Origin of the sequence: Gallaecimonas mangrovi (genome assembly GCF_003367375.1) — a bacterium.
GTDB lineage: Bacteria > Pseudomonadota > Gammaproteobacteria > Enterobacterales > Gallaecimonadaceae > Gallaecimonas > Gallaecimonas mangrovi.
The window spans coordinates 3,921,063-3,942,388 of record NZ_CP031416.1 but is presented as its reverse complement, the minus strand read 5'-3'; the positions used below and the strand labels follow the sequence as shown (position 1 = coordinate 3,942,388).

Annotated in this window: 19 protein-coding genes; 9 read left to right on the top strand and 10 right to left on the bottom strand. The window is 53.2% G+C overall.

Going from position 1 to position 21,326, the window contains the following annotated elements; all coding sequences use genetic code 11:
* Positions 1-51: 51 nt before the first annotated feature.
* Positions 52-2,073: a S9 family peptidase gene (locus DW350_RS18770; RefSeq protein ID WP_192954747.1), complete on the top strand. Its 2,022-nt coding sequence runs from the start codon at positions 52-54 to the stop codon at positions 2,071-2,073.
* Between the two features lie 97 nt (positions 2,074-2,170).
* Here the strand turns inward: DW350_RS18770 and DW350_RS18765 are convergent, their stop codons facing one another.
* A complete protein-coding gene (locus DW350_RS18765) occupies positions 2,171-2,680 on the bottom strand; it encodes a LysE family translocator (RefSeq protein ID WP_319018102.1) in 510 nt (169 codons plus the stop codon).
* A 147-nt stretch (positions 2,681-2,827) separates the two neighbouring features.
* Here DW350_RS18765 and DW350_RS18760 point away from each other — a divergent pair, with 147 nt between their 5' ends.
* Positions 2,828-3,763, top strand: coding sequence for an aspartyl protease family protein (locus DW350_RS18760; RefSeq protein ID WP_115720402.1), 936 nt, complete (start codon positions 2,828-2,830; stop codon positions 3,761-3,763).
* A gap of 11 nt (positions 3,764-3,774) precedes the next feature.
* Here DW350_RS18760 and DW350_RS18755 read toward each other — a convergent pair whose 3' ends face one another.
* The 5 genes from DW350_RS18755 to DW350_RS18735 form a co-directional block, all read right to left on the bottom strand.
* A complete protein-coding gene (locus DW350_RS18755) occupies positions 3,775-3,966 on the bottom strand; it encodes a CsbD family protein (protein ID WP_115720401.1) in 192 nt (63 codons plus the stop codon).
* A gap of 55 nt (positions 3,967-4,021) precedes the next feature.
* A complete protein-coding gene (locus DW350_RS18750) occupies positions 4,022-4,198 on the bottom strand; it encodes a DUF1328 domain-containing protein (protein ID WP_115720400.1) in 177 nt (58 codons plus the stop codon).
* A gap of 186 nt (positions 4,199-4,384) precedes the next feature.
* A complete protein-coding gene (locus DW350_RS18745; protein ID WP_115720399.1) occupies positions 4,385-5,710 on the bottom strand; it encodes a sigma-54-dependent transcriptional regulator in 1,326 nt (441 codons plus the stop codon).
* Positions 5,711-5,840: 130 nt separating this feature from the next.
* The gene (locus tag DW350_RS18740) at positions 5,841-6,296 is read right to left on the bottom strand and encodes a PA2169 family four-helix-bundle protein (RefSeq protein ID WP_115720398.1); all 456 of its coding nucleotides are present in this window, start codon (positions 6,294-6,296) and stop codon (positions 5,841-5,843) included.
* Positions 6,297-6,309: 13 nt separating this feature from the next.
* On the bottom strand, positions 6,310-6,870 hold the full coding sequence (locus DW350_RS18735; protein WP_115720397.1) for a BON domain-containing protein: 561 nt from the start codon (positions 6,868-6,870) through the stop codon (positions 6,310-6,312).
* Between the two features lie 253 nt (positions 6,871-7,123).
* Here DW350_RS18735 and DW350_RS18730 point away from each other — a divergent pair, with 253 nt between their 5' ends.
* A complete protein-coding gene (locus DW350_RS18730; RefSeq protein WP_115720696.1) occupies positions 7,124-7,780 on the top strand; it encodes a fumarylacetoacetate hydrolase family protein in 657 nt (218 codons plus the stop codon).
* 105 nt (positions 7,781-7,885) lie between these two features.
* Positions 7,886-9,769, top strand: a complete 1,884-nt coding sequence (locus DW350_RS18725; RefSeq protein WP_115720396.1) for a S9 family peptidase — start codon at positions 7,886-7,888, stop codon at positions 9,767-9,769.
* On the opposite strand, the gene DW350_RS18720 is transcribed toward DW350_RS18725, so the two are convergent.
* Together DW350_RS18720 and DW350_RS18715 are read right to left on the bottom strand one after the other, a co-directional pair.
* A complete protein-coding gene (locus tag DW350_RS18720; RefSeq protein WP_115720395.1) occupies positions 9,754-11,331 on the bottom strand; it encodes a sensor domain-containing diguanylate cyclase in 1,578 nt (525 codons plus the stop codon). The genes DW350_RS18725 and DW350_RS18720 overlap by 16 nt on opposite strands.
* 85 nt (positions 11,332-11,416) lie before the next feature.
* Entirely contained in the window at positions 11,417-12,070 is a 654-nt protein-coding gene (locus DW350_RS18715; RefSeq protein ID WP_115720394.1) for a hypothetical protein, read from the bottom strand.
* Between the two features lie 218 nt (positions 12,071-12,288).
* Here DW350_RS18715 and DW350_RS18710 point away from each other — a divergent pair, with 218 nt between their 5' ends.
* Positions 12,289-13,785 carry a phospholipase D family protein gene (locus DW350_RS18710; protein ID WP_115720393.1) on the top strand — a complete coding sequence of 499 codons (1,497 nt, stop codon included), beginning with the start codon at positions 12,289-12,291 and terminating at the stop codon, positions 13,783-13,785.
* On the opposite strand, the gene DW350_RS18705 is transcribed toward DW350_RS18710, so the two are convergent.
* A complete protein-coding gene (locus DW350_RS18705; protein WP_115720392.1) occupies positions 13,786-14,406 on the bottom strand; it encodes an NAD(P)H-dependent oxidoreductase in 621 nt (206 codons plus the stop codon).
* A 180-nt stretch (positions 14,407-14,586) separates the two neighbouring features.
* On the opposite strand from DW350_RS18705, the gene DW350_RS18700 reads away from it, so the two are divergent.
* The 4 genes from DW350_RS18700 to DW350_RS18685 all read left to right on the top strand — a co-directional run bounded on the left by DW350_RS18700 (position 14,587) and on the right by DW350_RS18685 (position 19,954).
* The gene (locus DW350_RS18700) at positions 14,587-15,471 is read left to right on the top strand and encodes an AraC family transcriptional regulator (RefSeq protein ID WP_115720391.1); all 885 of its coding nucleotides are present in this window, start codon (positions 14,587-14,589) and stop codon (positions 15,469-15,471) included.
* A gap of 110 nt (positions 15,472-15,581) precedes the next feature.
* Positions 15,582-17,468, top strand: a complete 1,887-nt coding sequence (locus tag DW350_RS18695; protein WP_115720390.1) for a CocE/NonD family hydrolase — start codon at positions 15,582-15,584, stop codon at positions 17,466-17,468.
* Between the two features lie 768 nt (positions 17,469-18,236).
* A complete protein-coding gene (locus tag DW350_RS18690) occupies positions 18,237-18,983 on the top strand; it encodes an SGNH/GDSL hydrolase family protein (protein ID WP_226911360.1) in 747 nt (248 codons plus the stop codon).
* Between the two features lie 188 nt (positions 18,984-19,171).
* Positions 19,172-19,954, top strand: coding sequence for an alpha/beta fold hydrolase (locus tag DW350_RS18685; protein ID WP_115720389.1), 783 nt, complete (start codon positions 19,172-19,174; stop codon positions 19,952-19,954).
* Between the two features lie 370 nt (positions 19,955-20,324).
* Here the strand turns inward: DW350_RS18685 and DW350_RS18680 are convergent, their stop codons facing one another.
* The gene (locus tag DW350_RS18680) at positions 20,325-21,065 is read right to left on the bottom strand and encodes a hypothetical protein (protein WP_115720388.1); all 741 of its coding nucleotides are present in this window, start codon (positions 21,063-21,065) and stop codon (positions 20,325-20,327) included.
* Between the last annotated feature and the right edge of the window lie 261 nt (positions 21,066-21,326).

Here is a 21,326-nt window from a genome sequence, read left to right as displayed (position 1 = left end):
AGTGATGGCAAACGCTTGGGCATAATGCCTAAAACCTTTGTCGGAGCCGTTATGCCCCCTGTTGCCAAGAAAAAGCCTTATATCCATAGCCAACACGGCCACCAGCGACAGGACCCTTATCATTGGTTGCGGGACGATAACCGGCAAAACCCCGACGTCCTTGCCCATCTCAAAGCAGAAAACAGCTACGCCGAATCGGTACTTGCCAGCAATCAGGCCCTAGAAGAACAGCTTTATCAGCAAATGCGTTCGCGCATTGCCCCTGAAGATGTCAGTTTGCCTTGGTGGGACTATGGTTGGCAGCTGCGTGAACGTACCCTTGATGGCAAAGAGTATGCGTTGATTGAGGGACGCCGCTCAGCGCAGGATGAGTGGCAGCTACTGCTCGATGGCAATGTGTTGGCAGGCAATGCTAGCTACTTCTCATTAGGTGATATGGCCATTAGCCCGGACGGCCGCCTGCTGGCATACAGTACTGACCACAACGGCGATCGCAGTTATGAAGTGCAGCTTATCGATTTAGAAAGCGGCAGTGCCATTGAGGAAAGCTTTCCCAACATCAGCGGTGAGCTTATTTGGGGCAGCGACAGCCAAAGCCTTTACTATCTGACCCTAGACGACAGCCTGCTGCCCTATCAGCTTAACCGCCAGCGCCTTGGCCAGGCGCCGCAAGTACTGTACGAAGAAGAAGACAACACCTTCTGGTTGGGGATGGGGGAAAGTCGCGACCGCCAATGGTTGTTGTTGTCCTGTGCCGCGACCCTCACCGCTGAGGTGCGGCTGCTGCCACTTGATGGCAGCGATGATGCCCCCAAGCCATTTTGGCCACGCCGTGAAGGTATTGAATACAGCCTTGACCGCCTAGATAGCCAGTTTGTGGTGCTGAGCAATGAAAAGGCGCCCAACTTTAAGTTGTTGCTGGGCACTGGCCCTGATGACATGGCCGAACGCCAGCCACACGACCCTGCCGTACTGCTTGAAGATGTTGACATCCTACAAGGCCGCCTGGCGCTTTTGGAGCGTTATGAAGGGCAGTCTCGCATCCGCGTTTTTGCCGGCAACCAGAGCCAGCTATTGGCATGGGACGCCGAGGTTCAAGACGTTTGGCTAGGGCACAGTGATGATACCAGCGAGCTGGTGGTGGGTTATCAAAGCCCGGTACAAGCCCCTAGCCTTTATCGTATCGAAGCTAATTTAACCAAAACCCTATTGAAAACCCGGCCCTTGCCCAATTGCGATCTGACCCTTTATGACTGCCAGCGTATTGAAGTCAGTGCTCGTGACGGCGCAAAGGTACCGGTCACTTTAGTGTGGCGAAAAGACGGCTTTGTAAAAGGTCAAAACCCACTGTTGGTGGAAGGTTATGGCGCCTATGGCATCAGTATTGATCCGGGCTTTTCGGTTGCTAGGCTCAGCTTGCTTGACCAAGGTTTTGTATTGGCGGTAGCGCATATTCGTGGCGGCCAGGAAAAAGGCCGCGCCTGGTATGAAGGCGGCCGTCGCCAGCACAAATGGCATAGTTTTCATGACTTTATTGACGCCACTCAAGGCTTGATTGCACAAGGTTGGGGCGCAGCTGATAAGGTGTTTTGCGAGGGCCGCAGCGCCGGCGGCCTGTTAATGGGCGCGGTGCTGAATGAAGCACCAGAGCTTTACAAAGGCGCCTTGGTTGGAGTGCCTTTTGTTGATGTGGTCAGCACTATGCTGGATGACAGCTTGCCGCTGACCACCGGCGAGTACGACGAATGGGGTAACCCCAACAACCCGTCTGACTACTTCTTAATGCTCTCCTACAGCCCTTATGACAACGTACGCCAACAGTCCTACCCGCACATTTATGTGCGCACCGGCCTGCACGATTCGCAAGTGGCCTATTGGGAACCGGCCAAATGGGTTGCCAGATTGCGCGAGCTAAAAACCGATCAGCATCTGCTGCTGCTGGAAACCGAACTTGAGGTAGGCCATGGCGGCTTATCCGGCCGCTATTTGCGCTTTAAGGAAACGGCCCGCGACTTCGCTTTTGTTATCGGCCTTGCCACGGGGCGGTTAGCGGCAGAGCCGGCCAAAGATTAAAAGTAAAAGTGCCACAGCTCGATGAGGGGTGGCACCACCGATACCGCGAGCAGTAAGCCCATTGCTACGTTAAAGAGGCGGTGGGCATGGGGATTTTTTAGCACCCGGCTAAGGCCCGCGCCCCCAGTAGCCAAAATCCGGCGCAGGGAAAAGACACCAGGAAAAAGGCCAGGGTGATCGCCAATACCTGCCAGCCAATGGCACCTTCGCTGGAGGTAAAGGCGGCAATGGCGCTAGAAGCAACCACCCAAGCCTTGCCATTGATCCACTGAAAGGCAGCACCTTGCCAAAACCCCAGCGGTTTGGCATGGCCCGCCTTAATGGCTTTCGGTGTTTGGCTGGCTATCCTCCAGGCCAGCCACAGCAGATAAAGGGTGCCCAGTAATTTCACTAATTGGTGCAAGTGCGAAAAACGTTCAAAGATAAAACCAAAGCCAAAACCAACCAGCACCAACATCACCGGAAACCCCAAGCACACACCGCACAAGTGGCCAAGGCTTGCCCGCACGCCGTAATTCATGCCCGACGACATCAGCATGACATTGTTAGGCCCAGGGGTAATGGACGCGGAAAGGGCAAATAGCAATGTGGCAAGAAAAAGGTCCATATAACCCTTGATGAGTGAAAGGCCTCAATAGGCTACCGCCCAGCATAAGCGAAACCATGATTAGCGCAGCATATTGTGTATAAATCGATAAATTTATTTTTTTAATCAGCTTATTATGAGTAAACCCAAGCAATTCTTAAGGACAAGATGATGGTGCTATGGTTACGCTTTACTGCCTTGTGTTTCCTCCTTTTTTCGGCTTTTGCCTCCGCTGCGGTTACCCCTTGGTTTTCCTTCACGCTTTATAACGGCCACATTACCTTGCCGGTAACGGTTAACGGCATCAAAACCAACGTGGTTTTAGATTCCGGAGCCATGATCAACGGCATTAATACGGCTTTTATCAAAGCGAACCATATGCAGCTTTCCAAAGGCTCTGCGGTTTTAGTCAAAGGCGCCTTTGGCACTAAGCGCCAACAGAGCTTTAACGATGTTGGTGTTGAGTTAATGGGCGCGCATTGGCAGATGGATCATCTCGTTTCTGTCGCTTTAGGAGATAAAAACCTGGGGCTGTTATTGGGTGCGGGCTTTTTCGACAAATTTATCTTTCAAATTGATTACCCCAACCAGCGTATGCGCCTTATCACACGAGATTCATTGGATATGAATCGGTACAGCAATATAGAGATGCGTACTGCCGCCGGTGGCTTTCCTATTGTCAAAACCAAACTCAATGATCAAAAGTCGGTGTGGCTGGTGCTGGATACCGGCAATAGCGGCGGCTTATTGTTGTCGCACTCTTTAGTGCAAGCGCAAGGCTGGCTAAAAACCTTTGCCAGCCAGCAGGTGGTAGCGCAAGGGGTTAACAACAAAGTGCTTAATGACACCTTTCGGCTACCGGTACTGACTTTCGGGCCCTACCAGGTTGAGAATGTGGCTGTGACGGTACCGACCGACGGCCGCTATGACGCCACCGACAGTCTTAACGATGGCTCCGCCCTTACCCGCATTGATAATGCTCGGGTCAGGGGGCTGTTAGGTTTTGATGTTATTAAGCATTTTGTACTGACCATCGACTATAAAAATGGCCGCATGAATGTGGCGGTGCCCACCGAAAGCAGCACTAAAAAAAACCGGCCTTAGGCCGGTTTTAGCTATTTTGACAGTCGCTGCAGCGCCTTTTCGGCTTCATCTCTTGCCATACCGTAGCGCTCTTGCAACTTACCGATAAGGCGTTCCGAGTGGCCGTCTATTTGCTCGATGTCATCATCGGTGAGCTTGCCCCACTGGGCTTTGACCTTACCTTTAAACTGGCGCCATTTACCGGCTGTAATGTCGCGATTCATCATTCATCTCCTTCAGTGGAATGAAGGCGGCCAGGCCGCCCGAACGCTGGCTTACCTAAACTCTGGGACTGCCGCCCCGCACCACATGTACCAGCAGCGAAATCACCAGCAGCACGATAAAGACAAAGAACAGGATCTTGGCAATACCGGCTGCGGCGCCAGCAATACCACCGAAACCAAAAGCGGCTGCTACCAGTGCAACAATCAAAAATATCAATGCCCAACGTAACATGCTTCCTCCTGAATTTTGGGGGTTCACAACATAAGTTGCAGCATGTGTGCCAGTTTTTAAGTTATTGATTTTATTTGGTTGCTGTGTTTTTTGGGCTGGGCGGTATCTGCAAAAAGCACAGACGGTTTTGAAAAAAGTTCCCAATGGCGTGAAGCCATAAAAAAGCCCGGCGGGTGCCGGGCTTTTTTATTCTTGAGAACTGGGCTGCGTTTGGTAGCGCTCAAGCTTGTTGTAGAGGGTTTTAACACTTACCCCCAGTTGCTCGGCGGCTTGGGTTTTATTTTGCTGGCAGGCCTCTAACGTCGCCAAAATCAGGGTGCGCTCGGCGTCTTTCAACGAAGTGCCAGGGGCAATGTCTTTGGGTGTTTGTGTCTTTTCGGTGAGGTCGGGTAATTCGGCCAGGCCAATTTCATTTGCCGCCAGAATATGGGCCCGCTCAACGCAGTGCTTTAATTGGCGCACATTACCAGGCCAAGAATAACGGGCGATGGCATCTAAAGCGCCTTGGGTAAAGGCTTTATCGGTGCCGGTTTCGACATTGCGATAGGCCAGAAAATGGCGGGCCAGTTCAACAATGTCATCGCCCCGTTCGCGCAGCGCCGGTAGCTGAATGGGAAAATGTGCCAGGCGAAAGTAAAGATCTTCACGCAGGTAACCGCCATCAATGGCATCGTCAGGGCTGCGATTGGTGGCGGCAACTATCCTCACCTTGGTGTGTTGCACCTGGTCACTGCCAACCCGGCGAAATTCACCGGTTTCCAGGACCCGCAGTAATTTGCTTTGCAGCTCCAGCGGCATCTCGGTGACTTCGTCCAAAAACAAGGTGCCCTCGCTGGCTCGCTCGAAAAAGCCAATGTGGTCTTTAAGAGCGCCGGTAAAGGCGCCTTTGACATGGCCAAAGAGTTCGCTTTCAACCAGCTCGGCCGAAAGCGCGGCGCAGTTAACGGCAACAAAAGGGTCGGTGGCGCGGGGGCTTTGCTGGTGAATGGTGCGGGCGGCCAGTTCTTTACCACTGCCGCTTTCGCCAACCAAAAGCACGTTGGCTTCGGTTTGCGACACCCGGCGAATAAGCCGATACAGGCGGCGCATCACTTCACTTGACCCTAGCAATAAGCCAAATTGGTCAAGGTTCGAGCTTAAGGGCGCCCTGGTAGGGGTTTCTTGTTGCAGCGCCAGTTCTTCCTTAAATTCCCCCAGCACCTCGGTGAGGTGGTTAATGTCCAAGGGCTTACGAAAGTGATAGGCCACGCCGCGGCGCATTAGCTTATCCAGCCAGGGATTCGGGGCGCCGTCGCTCACTAACAACCAGTCGGCTTGGTGGGCAAGCGGGTGCGCGCGAAACAGCCGGTAGTCGGCTTCGTCAAAACGGCTGGGGCCATAAATCACCAAGTCGGCCCGAAAGGGCTCATCCAGGCTGGTGCTTTGGCTAAGGTGATAACCGGCTTGGCGCAAGGGCTCGGCCAGTTGCTGAGCCAAAGACAAATCGTCGGTAACCAGATGCAGGCGCGCCATATCGCTGTCCTCTTCCGTGTCGGGTAAGTAGTAAAACAAAGTGGCGATGATCCAGCGATTAACCGCTGGCGCTTTATCAGCAAAAACGCAAAAAGCGCAGCTTTACGCTGCGCTTTTACCGGGTAACACCTCAGTGTTTGCGGGCCGACAGGCCGTCTTTAATGGCCTTCATACGGTCGTGGGTCAGTTGAATGGTGGCTAGGCAGTCGGCAACATCCCTTGCCAACGGCTTGCTTTCCAGTTCTCTAACCCCTTCCTTAAAGCGGCACAGGGTGCGGTTTTCGGCTTCTTCGAGCTCAGTGACGTATTGAAACTTCGCATCGTCACTCAGTTGCGCCCGAAGCTCGGTATACACCGTTTGCATGCTGCCCGCTAAGGTACCGCGGTGGTCGGCCTTTTCGCCCATGTCTTCGACCTTACTACTCAAGTCACGCACAATATCCGCGCGGATATGGGCCATGTCGCGAAACAGAGATTTCAGGTCACTGTCATCGACTTGCTTGGCGGCATATTGGTAAAACTGCCGTCCGTCGACACAGACGGCAATTAATTCATTTACCAACCGCGAGTCATGAGTACCAAACATGGCGATGCACCGGTTACTGGGTGACCTTCAGGTCATCCTTGACGTCGACCACATTGTCGTAGCCCTTGGCCATGGCTACCGCAAGGTCACGGGCGGCGTCGTTTTTCACGGTCCCTTTCAGGGTGACTACGCCGTTGTCGGTGTCGACATTAATATCCATGGCGCTCAAGTTGTCACTGGCGGCGTACTTCATGTTCAGGCCCGCAGTGATGGTGGCGTCATGCCAGGTGCGTGAAAAGCTTTTGCCATCGCTGTGGCTGTCGCCCTTGTAGCCATCTTTTACCTTGATGTTGTTGTCGACATCGCTGACGCCATCAACATTTTCGGCAATTTGACCGGCTAATTCTTTCTCGACGTCGCTACCCACAGTACCGCTCAGTGTTGCCTCGCCATGGGAAACCTTGGTGTCGATGGTAAAGGCGTTAAGCTCGGTGTTGAGCATCAGCGCGGTTTCCAGCTTACCGTCCAACCAGGCATCCTTGGCTTCGCCTTTCCAGTTACCGGCGGCCATCGCAGGGGCAGCAGCTAAAGTGGTCAGGGTGATAGCAGTCAGTACAGTTTTCTTAAAACGCATAAGCTCCTCCTTGGGATCTGCGAACGTTGTCGCTTTAGCTATTGCCAGAGCTGTGCCAACTTTTTAAATGATTTAAAATCAATTGGTTAACGTTTTCATGGGTGGCGGCGCGAGCGGCCGCCATGAAAAAATTACCGGCGTTTCGGTAATTGCTTCCCAGGGCCCCAAAGGCCGCTCAGCAGCGATTCAGTTAGCTTGTGCCGGAACAGAGGCCGTAGTACAACAACTGCTCTTATTGTGGGAGGAACCCGAAATGCAGCTTAAGTGGAAATCCGGTGAACCGCTGGCTTGGCCCAGGGGTAAGGTGGTCTGTGTAGGCCGTAACTATGCCGAGCACGCAAAAGAGCTGGGTAATGCCGTGCCTGAGCGGCCATTACTGTTTATGAAACCGGCCAGCGCCATTGTCCCGGCTGACGATGCTTTTACCCTGGACGAAAGTCGTGGCCCGGTGCATTACGAGTGCGAGCTGGCGGTAGTAATTGGTAAGCCGCTTACCAAGGCTTCTGAAGCCGAGGCCAAAGACGCCATTGCCGGCTACGGTTTGGCGTTAGATTTAACCCTGCGCGAACTGCAAAGCGAGCTTAAACAAAAGGGTCACCCTTGGGAGCTGGCCAAAGCCTTTGACGGCAGCTGTGTGGTAACCGAACTGGTAGGCACCGAAGGCTTTGACGACCTTGGCGCCATTCACTACCAGTTCTATCAAAACGACGAGTTGCGCCAAGACGGCCATTCCAGCCAAATGATCACCCCAATTCTCAGCTTGTTGGCACTGATAAGCCAAACCTTCACCTTAGAGCCGGGCGATCTGGTGCTAACCGGCACCCCTAAAGGCGTTGGCGTGCTCAACAAGGGCGACAAACTGCGGCTGGTGCTAGAAGACAAACTCGATACTCACACCCAGGTGTGTTAATTACCTTAAGGCCTTGGCTTGCTGAGGCCTTAGTTTCCCTTTCTTGACAGACCGTTAGCCTTCATACACCTTCTTTGGCTGCCCTTTTTAAAATGGAGCCTCTCGATGCGTTCTTTGTTGCTGTTCGTGGTATCGAGCTTGATGCTGGCCGGCTGCCATGGCGATAAGCCTGCCAGCTATGATGCCAACGCCTTTTTTGACAGCGTTAACTACCAGAACCTGTCACTGTCAGAAGATGGCAAGCAAGCGCTGGTGAGCAGCGACAAAAACGGTGTGTTTAATGTGCATGCCATTAACGTTGCCGACGGCACCGACAAGGCCCTCACCCAAAGCCAGCAATCTACCTATGCGGTAAGCTGGTTTCCAGGTGACAACCGTTTCCTCTTTACCCGTGACAAGGGTGGCAACGAGATTTACCACCTCTATGTTGATGACGATGCTGGCCAACATGACTTGATACCCGACCCCAATGCCCGCGCCGAATTTTTAGCCTTCAGCCAGGATGGCCGCAGCTTCTATGTACTGAGTAACGAGCGCGACCCAAACGTCATGGATCTCTACCGCTACGATGCCAGTAGCTACCAGCGCCAGCGGATCTTTGACAACACTCAGGCCTTTGCTATCAGCAGCATTAGCGGTAATGGCCGCTTTTTGGCCCTCAGCCGCATCAATAACAACGCCGACAGCGACTTGTATCTGGTGGATTTAGAATCTGCCGATAAAACGCCGCAGCTCATTGGCGACCTGCCCGGTGAAAAGGCCAACTTTAATGCCTTAACCTTCGGCCCTTACAACCATTACCTGTATTTTGCTACCGACGCCTTTAGCAACTTTAAGCAGGTGTGGTCGCACCATTTACTCACCGGCAACCAGGAACAGGTGGCCAGTGACCATTGGGATATCAGCCATTTTTCCTTTTCCCATTCAGGGCGTTATCGCATTCAATCTTTTAATGAAGACGGCCATAGCCGCTTAGAGATTTATCAGCGTTTTACCGGTAAGCGTCTGCAGCTGCCGGCGCTGCCCAAGGGCGATATCAGTGATGTGACCTTCAGCAATGACGATAAAACCTTGCTGTTTTACCTCGACTCTGACACCAGCCCGGCCGACCTTTATGCACTGGACTTACCCTCTGGCAAGCTGCGCCAGCTAACCCATGCCCTGGGCGCGGGTATCGATAAAAACCGCTTGGTCGCCGCCAAGGTGGTGCGCTTTCAAAGCACCGACAACCTCACCATTCCGGCGCTGTTATACAAGCCGCAAACCGCATCAAGCAGCGATAAAGTACCGATGGTGCTGTGGCTGCATGGCGGCCCCGGCGGCCAAAGCCGCCATGGTTACAATGCCGTTATTCAGTATCTGGTGAATCATGGCTATGGGGTGCTGGCGGTCAATAATCGCGGCTCTTCTGGCTACGGCAAACCCTTCTTCCACTTGGACGACAAGCAGCACGGTGAAGGCGATTTGGCCGATGTGGTGAGTGCCCGCGACTACGTAAAAACCCTGCCCTGGGCAGACGGCGAGCATGTGGCGGTAATGGGCGGCAGTTATGGCGGCTACTTAGCGGTGGCGGCGCTGGCTTTTCACCCCGACACCTTCAGCGCGGGTATTGATTTATTTGGTGTCACCAATTGGGTGCGCACCTTGGCTTCCATTCCGCCCTGGTGGCAAAGCTACAAAGCCTACTTGTATTCAGAAATGGGCGACCCTGTGGCCGACAAAGCCCGCCTGGAGCGTATATCGCCACTCTTTCATACCGATAACATCACCAAACCGTTATTGGTGCTGCAAGGCATGAACGACCCCAGGGTGTTGCCGGTGGAAAGTCAGCAACTGGTGGCGGCCCTTAAAAAGCGCAAAGTGGCGGTGCAATACCTCACCTTTGCTGATGAAGGCCATGGCTTTACTAAAAAAGCCAATCGTATTAAGGCGGCTAAGGCTTATCTCGACTTCTTAAACAAGCATGTTAAGCCTCATAACTGGTTCTGATAAAAGGCCACTTGGCCCTTGCCAGCCGATTTGGCCATATAGAGCGCCTGGTCGGCCATGGCGATCACAGTTTTCGGGTCGTCATGGTCTTTAGGCCAAAAGGCACCGCCAATGCTGCAACCCACCGCTAATTCGCCCCAGTGGCTGGCCATGGGGCTAGCCACCGCGGTGAGGATACGCTGCGCCACCTGTTCGGGTTGGCTATGGGCACTGAGCTGAAGCACCACCAAAAACTCGTCGCCCCCTAAGCGCACCGCAATATCGCCCTCGCGAATGTTGTGATTAAGCCGTTTGGCCACCTCTTTTAGTACCAAGTCACCGGCTTGGTGGCCAAAGCTGTCGTTAATGCCTTTAAAGCCGTCTAGGTCCATGTAAAACATCACCACCGGCTCATGCTGGCCGTTCATGAATTTCATTAAGGCGCTGCGGTTGGGAAGGCCGGTTAGGGTGTCTTTTAATGCCAGCGACTCCATGGCGCCCAGCGCCGACTGGTGCTGGGTTAAGCTTGCTACCAGTTCAGTAATGGATTGACTCAGTACCTCAATTTCCCGTGAGCCTTTGGCGTTGGGAATGCGGCTGGGAATGCCTGCGGCCAGGCGGTCAGCGGCGCGGGCAATACGGGCAATAGGGCGGCTAATGCGCCCCGACAGCCACCAGCCAAGGCCGGCGGTGATAAGGCTTATCACCACACTTAGCCAAACCAAACGGCCAATAAAGGGCGAGGCGGCCTGGGCACTGCTATCAGCGGGTTGGCGCAGCACAATTTGCCAGCCGGGTTCACTGTGGCGGCTTTTGGCAAGGGCGCTCAAATAGGACTTATCGCCCTCTGCCAAGGTTGCCCAGCGGTGCTGTGACAAGGTGGTTAGGTTGGCTGGCGAAAAGGTATTACCCAACCAGGGTTCCGGCCCCAGCAACACCAGGCCGCTTTTATCCATCAACAACAAATCCAGGTTGCTAAAGTCTTGCTCTGGCAGGGTTAAGGCTTGGAATACTTGGTGAGTCCAGCTCCAAGACAGCTGGCCTGCCAGCACGGCGCTAAGCTGGCCATCGGTATTAAACAGCGCCACCGAGATATCCATTTGCGACTGCGCACCTTGGATGTGAGCCTTGGAAATCGCAGCGCCAATCACCGCAACATTGTCGACGCCACTTTTTTGGTTTTTGGCCTGTAAAAACAGCGTATGGTCGGCCAGGGAGCGGCCTTCCAAGCTGCCGTCGGCGGCATAGAGCACCTTGCCGCTACTGTCCATAAGCCCCAGCCATTGCAGCTTGGGTAGCTGCTGCGCCAGTGCCTTTAATACTTGGCGGACAACATCCTCTTTTAACGGCGCGTGCAGGCCGGGCAGGGCGGCAGCAAAGTCAAAAAGTTGCAGTTGGGTGTCAAGGTCCTGGTCGAGCTGGTCCACCAGAATTTGCGCATCTTGCGCCAGCAAGTGGCCGGATAAACGCTCCAGCGCATGCCGGCTCTGGTAGGCAGTAAAAACGGTAAAAAGCCAAGCCAGTGCAATGGCCATAACGGTGATAACAATGGCGATTTGTACGCGCAGACTCAATTGCCGCAAGGAGTACACCTGCAATCGTCGATATTGTTATCACATTGTAACGCATTTATTAATTTGTTCTGGTTTGGCCTTAGTAATGAGCTGCTTAGTTCTGGTAATCGTGGCGAAACGCCTGCACCAGCGGCTGCAGCACGGTTTTGACTTCGCTATCAAGGTTATCTTGCGCCACTTCGGCCAGCCCATGGTTGCTATCGTTCCAGGCAATGGCTTCGCGTTGCTGCCAAAGCGGCATATAGATGCGGGTGCGCAGCAGCGTCATGGCGGCGGTAACCTTGGCTTGCTGCGGCACCTGCAACCAGTGGGTGTCTTGGTCGCCGTCTTTAAGGTTTACCACCACCACCGCATGCACGCCCAAGGCGTAGCCGGCTTTGGCCAAGATTTGATTAATTTCGTCTTCACTCATGCTGCCAAGGTCCAGCGACACTTTCATGTCTCTAAGCTGTTTGGCAAACATCGCCGGGCCAACCAGGCGGTAGCGGGTGTCGTCGGCCAGTAGCGCTGTGGTTTCTTTGACCATGGCATCGTACAGGCGCTGATTTTCCAGCGGTGTATTCACCAAAAAGGCTGAAAGGTCTGCAATGGCAATACTTTGCACGCGATGCAGAACCGGCGATTTTACCGGGCTGTTATCCAATTGGTCTTGGGTGACCACGGCATCGAATTGAGGTTGGTTGGCTTTATTCGGGGTTTGGGCACAGCTGCACAGCAGCAGCGCCAACACGCAAAGTGCTTTTTTCATGTCCACTCCTTGGATACGTCATTTTCCTTACAACAGGAACCCTGTCGGTGCCAGCTCAGCTTAGCAGCTCCTTTTTGCTGCGCTGACAGACTTCCTAAAGGTTGCCCTATGTACTTTAAGGAGAAATGAACAAGCAGTTAGTTGTTTATGTTATATCTCATGATGTTGCAGAGCAGATGCTATTGGGGTGACGGTGTGGCAAAGGTTGAGGAAGGCGCTTGAGCGGCTTGCGCTGGTGGTTAACGTCGCTGTCGTTGTTGGTGGCTGGCGCCGTCAACCGGGTGCCGCGTTTTGCCAGGGTGCTGTCAAACCGTCTGCCCCCTGCCGCTAACCGCCCCTGGCAGCAGCAACTGGGTAAGGGCGCCAGGCTGTTGGCCGACAACAAAGACGCCCTGGCGGTGCGGCTGGCGCTTATTCGCCGCGCCGAGATCAGTATTGATGCCCAGTACTATCAATGGCGGGGCGACACCTCGGGGAAATTGTTGCTGGCGGCGCTGTTAAGTGCGGCCGACAAAGGGGTGCAGGTGCGGATGTTAATTGACGATGTGCACACCGAGGACGACCCGCTGATCGCCCGCCTGAATGTGCATGCCAATGTGGCCATTCGCCTATTTAACCCCTTTGGCAGCCGGGTGCTTACCCCCATTACTCGCCCCCTGGAATGGCTGTGGGACTTTTCCCGTGCTAACCACCGCATGCACAACAAAGCGCTGATCGTCGACGGTGAAGCGGTGGTGCTGGGGGGGCGCAATGTTGGCGATGAATATTTTGGCCTGCACCCCAGGCGCAACTTTTTAGACATGGACGTGCTGGCGGTGGGCGACATCGCCCAAGAGGTCGCTGAGGCCTTTGACCTGTTCTACAACGCCGAATGGTCGGTGCCGGTGTCGCAGCTAATCACCCTTAGGCCACTCAGGCGCGAAGCCCGGCAGGCCTTTAAAAAGCTCAACGCCTTTTGGGACCAGCCGCACTGCCAGGCACTGTTAGATAGCCTTCCCAAAAATGTGCTGGAAAAGCCGCTGGTTAGCGCCGAGATGCAGGTGTTGTATGACCTGCCTTCCAAGGTGCATCCGCTGCGAAAAAGTCACCGTAAAATGGGCTCGCACACCGCCCTGGCCCTGGCCCGTGAGGCCCGTAATACTCGCCACAAGCTGACGGTGGTCAGCCCCTATCTGGTGCCCTCTAATGAGATTTTGGCGCAGATGGGCATGTTGGAAGGCAGCGGCGTTGAAACCCACATTCTGACCAACAGCCTGGCGGCCAATGATGTGGTACTGGCCCATACCGGTTACGCCGCCCAGCGTGAAGCCATGCTCAGTGCCGACATTGCGCTATCGGAACTGGCGGTTGATGCTGAACTGCCCGGCGGCAAGGAAAGCGGCAGCCTGTCGGGGCTGCACGCCAAGCTCATCAGCTACGATGACCACCGCTTTTTTGTTGGCACCTTCAACCTTGACCCGCGCTCGATTTTTATCAATACCGAGATGGGCTTGCTGATAGACAGCCCTGAGCTGGCGGCGCAGCTGCAGCAATTACTGACGCCTTATATCAGCGGCAGTCAAAGCTGGCAGCCAACCTTTTGCGGGCAAAAGCTGGTCTGGCGCCGGCAAATTGCCGGCCAAGTATGGACCGAGTCCACCGAACCGCAAGCCACGGTGTGGCGGCGCTTTATGGCCCATGTTTTGTCCTGGCTGCCGGTGCGTAGCCAGCTCTAACTAGCCCGCCTGGGTAGTGATGTTTGAGGCAGCAAAATGCGTTGCTAAGTGCGCCTTGAGCCGTTTTACATCCGCGGCAATGTCAGGGTTTTTCATTACATCAAAGCACGAGTGGGTGGGTACGATGGCCGCGCCACAAAAGCGGTAACAAGCGGCGATATGCAAAAAGGCGTCGTGGTCGGTTTTACCCTGGTAAAGCACCTGGTTTGGGTCACCAAAGGCGGCAGCGGGGGCATTCCAGGTGAGTGACATCATAAAGGATTTGCCCTGCATCAGGCCGCCGGTGCCGTATTGGCGGCTGGGATCATGGCGGCTGCGGCCATCGGTTGCTATCAGGCTCTGCTGGGCAAGGCCGGCGTTAAATACTTCATCTAGGTACTTTTTGTGCTTCCAGGGCGCGCCAAACCAGTTAACGGGCGCCTGCAGAATAATAACGTCTGCCCACAGGTGTTTATCCAGCTCTTCTTGCACGTCATAACCGCTGTCGATATGGCTGTGACGCACTGCAAAGCCCTGGCCTTGCAGAGTGTCTGCAATAACCTCAACCAGGTAGCGCGTTAACCGGCCTGGCGAGATATCCGGATAATGCTGGTGGGCGTTGATGATCAATACATTTTTCATAACGGTTCCTTGGCTATCGGCCAGAGGGGGAGTAGGTATTCATCATGGCGCGCTTGGCTCTGAAAGCGGTTGTCAAAAGCGAGCATATTTTTGCCTAAACCAACAACACTACCTTGCTTTGGGTAAAGCTCTAGCCTGCCTATGCTAGAGTCAATTCTGTCTTTGCATGCCGGACTTAACATGGCCACAACGTCGCTAGTGCAGCTACTGACCGAATTGATTGAAAGCGACGGTGAGTCATCTTCGCCGGTACCGGGGGTCAGGCTGCATCGTTACCAGCAAAAAACGCCGCCCTTTCCTTGCATGTTTCTGTTCGGCATTGGCATCACGGTGCAGGGCGGGAAAAGCCTGATGGTGGGGCGCGAGCATTTTCAGGTTAGTGCCGGCACCATGGTGATTACTAACGCCGACTTACCCATCACCAACCAAGTGACCGAGGCAAGCATCCAGACGCCTTTTCTGGGAGTGTGGTTGGAACTAGATGTATTACTGTTAACCCAGTTAGCCACGCAGCTGCCAATGAATTTAACACCAGCCGGGGGCTGCCGCTGCATGCGGGTTTTTAGCGGCGATAGCGATATTGAAGCGGCTCTGGTGCGGTTGTTATCGTTGCCCAAGCAGCCCGCTCTGGTAGCACAGCTCGCCCCGCTAATTCACCAAGAGATCATGGTGCGGCTGCTTTGCGGCCCGGGTGGTGCAATGTTAAGGGAGCTGGTGTCATTAGGTTCGCCGGTACAAAGGGTGGCCAAGGTTATCGCCTGGATGAAAGCGCACTTTGCCGAGAACACGGCGGTAGACGACTTAGCTGCCATGGCTAATATGAGCCCTTCGTCGTTTCGCCAGCATTTTCGCAATGTCACTGGCACAAGCCCGCTGCAATACATAAAAGAGGTCAGGCTTATTGAGGCCCGGCAATTGATGCTGAACGAGGCCATGGACGCCGGCAGCGCTGCCCTGCGGGTAGGGTATGAAAGCGCCTCACAATTTAGCCGCGAATACGCACGTTTTTTTGGCGCGCCGCCGCGGCGTGATACCTGCCAGTTGCGCCAAGGCGTAGTGCGCTAAAGATCACAGTTTAACAACCGCTTACCCCGAAACCCCTGCCCTCTGCCGTTGCGCCCTTGTACCGCTACCCAACAAACGGGAAGCTATGTAAAAAATTTTAAGGAAATGTCATGAAAACCATAATGATGCGCGGCTTCGCGGCAGCATTGGCGGCGCTGCTGTTGGTCAGCACGGCCTTTGCCGCCGAGCCTGCCAAGGCCGATAAAGAGCGGGCTGACTACATTCGTAGCCACTATGCCAAGTTTGAATACCAAATCCCGATGCGCGACGGTGTTAAGCTCTTTACCTCGGTTTACATTCCCTACGATCGCTCCAAGAAATACCCCATTTTGATGCAGCGCACCCCTTACCAGGTTGCGCCGTACGGAGCCGACAAATACAAAACCCGCTTAGGGCCAAGCGAAAGCTTTGAAAAAGCCGGTTATATCTTTGTATTCCAGGACATTCGCGGCCGCTTTATGTCTGAAGGCAAGTTCGTCAACATGCGCCCGCAAGACGCAGCCGAAAAAGGTGGCAAGGCCACCGATGATGCCACCGACGCCTATGACACCATCGACTGGCTGGTAAAACACATTCCCGATAACAACGGCAAAGTGGGCCAGTGGGGCATTTCTTACCCGGGTTATTACACCTCGGTGTCGTCTATTCACGCCCACCCGGCGCTAAAAGCCATTTCCCCGCAGGCGCCCATCGCCAACTGGTTCCGAGACGACTTCCACCGCCGCGGCACCTTCGTTACCCCCATGGCGTTTTTGTTCCTCGACACCTTTGACAAGCCCCGCAAGGGCCCCATTAGCGTTTGGCCGGAAGGGCACAAGCTCTACACCCCAGACGGCTACCAGTTCTTTAAAGAATTGGGCCCCTTGAGCAACGCCAACAAGGAATACTTCCACCATAAGCGCCCGTTCTGGGACGAAATTACCGAGCACCCCAACTACGACGCCTACTGGCAGGCCCGTAATGTGTTGCCGCACCTGAAAAACACCAAGCCTGAAACCCTGGTGGTGGGCGGCTGGTACGACACCGAAGACCTGTACGGCGCGCTGTCTACCTACGCCACCATGTCCCATGGCAACAAGAAAAGTAACGTTCGCCTAGTAATGGGCCCCTGGTTCCACGGCCAATGGAACCGCGCCGACGGCTCGCACATGGGCACCGCCCAGTTCGGTTTTGACACCACCAAGTGGTACCAAGACCACGTGCAACTGCCGTTCTTCGAGCATTATCTGAAAGGGAAAAAAGAGCCTGAACTGGCCAAAGCCATTGTTTTTGAAACCGGTGCTAACCGCTGGCGTACCTTTGACAGCTGGCCGCCCAAGCACACCGAGTCTAAAACCCTGTATTTAGGCGGCGGTGAAAAGCTGCTGGACCACAAAGACCCTAAAGGCGGCTTTAGCGACTACGTTTCTGACCCCAATAAACCGGTACCGCAGTCCACCAGCATTACCCGTGGCTGGGCCCGTGAGTACATGGCCGCTGACCAGCGCTTTGCCGCCCGTCGCCCCGACGTGCTGGTATTTGATACCCCGGTTGCCAAGCACGACATGACCATTGCTGGCCGCCTTAAGGTCAACTTGTGGTTCTCGACCGACCACACCGCCGCCGACATTATCGTTAAGCTGGTGGATGTGTTCCCCGGCACCGACGAGAACACCGGCCTTAAAGATGATGACACCGGCAATCGCCATGAACTGGTGCGCTGGGGCGTTATTCGCGGCCGTTTCCGCAATAGCTTCTCCAAGCCTGAGCCCTTTGTGCCCAATAAGCCTACTGAAGTGAAATTCGACCTCTACGACGTGTTCCACAACATTAAACGTGGCCACAAACTGGAAATAGAAATTCAAAGCACCATGTTCCCGTTCCTCGATTTGAACCCGCAAAAATATGTACCGAATATTTTTGAGGCCAAAAAAGCCGACTTTGAACGTGCGACCCACAAGGTGTACCACTCTGAGCAGTATCCGAGCTCGGTGACCTTTAATGTGTTGCCTGAGTAACGGTGTAGTTAGCGAATAAAAAAAGCCGCCCTAGGGCGGCTTTTTTGTGGGTTGGGTTTAGTGGATTTTGGGGTTTGTTGAAACGGGTGATCCCTTTATCCGCCGGGTTTTTAATGCCGGGTCCCGGCCCGGCAGCCGGGTTACTTTTGTTACGTTGTATACATTACGTCAAAAGTTAGTGGGGCTGCCCAACCAAAAGCACTGCCCACGTTTACTCAGACCATCCACGGTCTTCGCCCTAACGGGTAATCGTCGCAAGCGCCGATATTCAAATTTGCTCCTGGCAAATTTGTCGCGGTGTCCTGATTGAATCCCGTGTTGCTAGCATTCCGGCTCGCCACGTCCTGTGCTCGCGCTCAGCAGCATCAAAGCAGCACTTTGATGCGCAAGCTTCGCCCCGACGCGTGTTCAGTTTGACCAAGCTGGCCGCCTCTCATCCCTGACTCGCATCAGCTCCCACTCCCGCCAGTAAGGCGCTTCACTTAAAGGGGCCCCAAAAGCAGGTGGCTTTGTTAACTTTTGATTCTATTGGGATGTAGAAGTGGGTGCCCCACGTCTATTTGCTAATAGTGCCATCAGCACGCTAATGGCCTTGCGACTGTGCGGGTGATTTGCTGCACGATTGTTTAACAAACAAGGTCATGTTTTCACGAAAAAATACAGACCGCTAAAGACGGCTTTTTCTATGGCCGCCTCATTATTTTAGTGAAAGTTAATGTTGGCTGCGGCGAGCTAAAAATGGGCAGCTGTTCGAAAAGAAGCGGTGCAATGGCAGTAAAATTTCTAAAGCGAAAAAGTATTCAGCGCGTACTGAAGTATTTTAAGCGTTTTTATTTGCAAGAGGTGTTGGTGTTGGGGGACTCTCATGCCAGTGTCTTTAAAAAAGAGCTTCTAAAAAAAGCGTTCCCAGGCTTTTTTGTTTCAACCTGCGCCGTGGGCGGCGCAACCATTTCTGGCCTGGAAAACCCGAACTCCAAGACCAAGGCGCTGGATAAATTCCGCAAGGCGTTAAAGTCGGCTCGCCCAGCCTATATTGTGCTGCTGCTCGGTGAGGTCGATACCGGGTTTGTCATTTGGTATCGGGCCGAGAAATACCAGGCTCCAGTCGCTGAGATGCTGGAAAAAGCCGTCAATAACTATCAGGCCTTTATTGCCGAGGTGGCCGCCTTAGCGCCGGTTATCTGTATCTCTACGCCAATGCCAACTATCAGGGATGATAACGACTGGGGCGAAATTGCGAATATCCGCAACGACATCAATGCCACCCAACAGCAAAGAACCGCACTGACTCTGGCCTTTAACAAACAAATGGCAAGCTACTGCCAACAGCAGGGACACCACTACCTTTGGTTAGACAACGAGTCTTTAGGGCCAGATGGTCTGGTTGCCCCTTATCTTTTGAACAAAGATCCCTGCGACCATCATTATGATGACGCAACCTACTCAGGGCTGCTTATTAAACACTTGCAAGATGTGCTTGCCGTTGAGGGAGTATTGGTGGCGCAGCCGGGGTGAGGTCGGCTTTTTTAGTTTGGTTATAAAGGGAAGAATTGCTTTTTTTATTGGTGTGATGCCACTCGGTTTCTCTATCCGCCGGGCGTTACGCTATTGGGGCCCAAAAGCAGCTAGCTTCGTTAGAGATCTGACTTTGTTCAGGTAATATCACCGCCGCAAAAACGTGGACTACAAACGGGGTGGTAAGGGTGAAAGGATTTTTCGTATCGTCAGCAGGCGCTTATGTGCGCTATCACGACTTGCCCGGCGATAATACGCCTATCGTCTTTATTCACGGTATCGGCTGCGCCTCTTCCTTTGATTACCCCGAAGTGGCTACCCGCTTGGCGCACAAAGGCCACCGCTGCATTCTGGTGGATTTGTTAGGGGCGGGTTTTAGCGACAAGCCCGAGGCGTTTGCTTACAGCATCAGCGCCCACGCACAGTATCTGGCCGACTTTATCCGAAGCTTGCAACTGGGTCGCTGCTACCTGTACGGCCATAGCCGCGGCGGCTCTGTGGCCATTGAGCTTACGGGCCTTATTACCGAGCAACTGGCGGGCCTTGTTTTGAGTGAAGCCAACCTCGATGCCGGTGGCGGCATGTTCAGTAAACAAATCGCCGCCATCAGCGAGCAAGACTACGTTCACTGCGGTCACCAGCAGGTTATTGCCCGCAGTGTTGACAGCGCCGACCCCAGCGGCAAGCTGTGGGCCGCCAGTATGCGCCTTTGTCTACCCCAGGCAGTGCATCGCGAGGCGGTGTCTCTTATCGCCGGTGGCAGCCCATCCTGGCGGCAACGCTTTTATGCGCTGCCGGTCCCCAAAGCTTTTGTGTTTGGTGTGCATTCGCTGCCGGACCCGGATACTGACATCCTGGCCGCTCAAGGCATTGATATCGCCTTGGTGGAAGACGCTGGGCATTCAATGGCGTGGGAGAATCCACAGGGGCTGGCGAAGGTGTTGGGGGAGGTTTTGGAGGGTTGGGGTTGATGGTCTGTGTTATTGGGCGTCAGTTGCTTGCCTGATGATACTTGCTGGTTCCGTTACACGCCGGGTTCCGGCCCGGCAGCCGGGTTACTTTTGTTACGCCAAAAGTCAGCGGGGCTGCCCAACCAAAAGCACAACCCACGTTCCGCGATTTCCTCGCTACCAGTCATTTACCGCTGACCGCTGCACACGCGTTCCCGACGCGTCTTCCGCTCTTTCGGCATCCTTGCCTCAAGTCAGCTCCCACTCCTTCCCGCGAGGCGCTGCACTTAACGGGCGAAGGCTGGTGGCTTCGTTAACTTTTGATTTTATTTGAATATAAAGGTGGGTATTCTACGTTTTGCAAAACCAGTAAATTTCAAGATCCGCTAAATTATTTTATGAGGTCTTTTCTATTTTCAGATATAATTTTTTCTGCAATTTTTCTTATTTTATTATAACCGCCAACTGATGCTGACTGAATATATGGAGACCATCCTATTACTCTAGAATTATTGTACCACCCTAGAAAAACTTGGGAGACTTTACCATCTATTAGTTCTGATGGAATAGCATTCAGACTGATATCTAAAACATTTGCTGTTTCAGTCACAGCTGTTAATCCATTTAGAAATATAAAATCAAAATTCTTTTCTAATAGCAGCTTTAAAAAAGGTAGGTCTTTTTTTAAAAGGATACTTTTTGTATCTGAACTTAGCTTATTCCAAAAAGGTGTCGTTGCCCATTGAACAATATCAAGATGTACAGCCGACCCATCATAGTATGAAAGTTCAAACTGCTTTAGGAACTCTTCATATTTATTGAACCATAACTTATAAGGATTTTTTCTAAAATAATTTTTACAATTATCGATTACCTTTATTGCCTCTGAATCTGTTAACTCTTGAGAATCTTCTCTTTCAAGTTCTTGTCTTGAACATAGTCTTGTTTTTTCTGGAATTAGAATTTCACCATTTTTATCACAAAACTCTCGGTCGCTTGGGTTTAATGAGATAGTACAAGCTCTTGCATTATCATAATCCCCAAAGTATGGAACTGGAGTTGTTCTTTTCGTAATAGAAAGTGATGGATCTATTTCTTCTTTTACTCTTTTTAATATTTCTGGTCTTAACATCGGGTCTTACCATTTTTAAACAAAGGTCAATTCTAGAGAAAACTAATAAAAAAGATGGCTATACCTTCAGTTTCCTCATTCGCTGGTTGGTGTGTTAATGCCGGGACTCGCCCCGGCGGGCGACTTACTTTCTTGCTTGTCCAAGAAAGTAAGCAAAGAACGACACCCCGGCGTTACGCTATTGCTTCGCTTCCAGTCACTTACCGCGGTCGCTGCACACGGGCATCCTGCCCTTCTTCCGCTCACTCGGCGTCCATGCCT